Here is a 264-nt window from a genome sequence, read left to right on the forward strand (position 1 = left end):
GCGACGGAGCGTCCGCTCGGGTCAGGCCGATGACGATCGTCCTGTTCTCGAAGGACGCGGCGAGCCTGCCGATGCTCTCGCCCCTCTCGACGCGTCCACCGCGATTCGGCTCGATGTCTGGGCCTCGAAGCTCCAGCCGCCATCCGCCGTCGATCGTGATGCGCACCCCACCCTCGGCGATCTTCAGCTCGCCGGCGACCGGAGCGATCAGTCGCGATGACGGCCCCGGAGCGACGTGCACCTCGGTCTCGACCGGCCACGTTG

Annotated in this window: 1 protein-coding gene; it reads right to left on the bottom strand. The window is 69.7% G+C overall.

Annotated elements, in window-relative coordinates:
- The coding region (locus tag SB753_RS38160; protein WP_410805304.1) for a hypothetical protein at positions 1 to 264 on the bottom strand (264 nt) is incomplete at both ends.

Origin of the sequence: Paraburkholderia sp. SIMBA_053 (assembly GCF_046534895.1) — a bacterium.
GTDB classification, from domain to species: domain Bacteria; phylum Pseudomonadota; class Gammaproteobacteria; order Burkholderiales; family Burkholderiaceae; genus Paraburkholderia; species Paraburkholderia caledonica.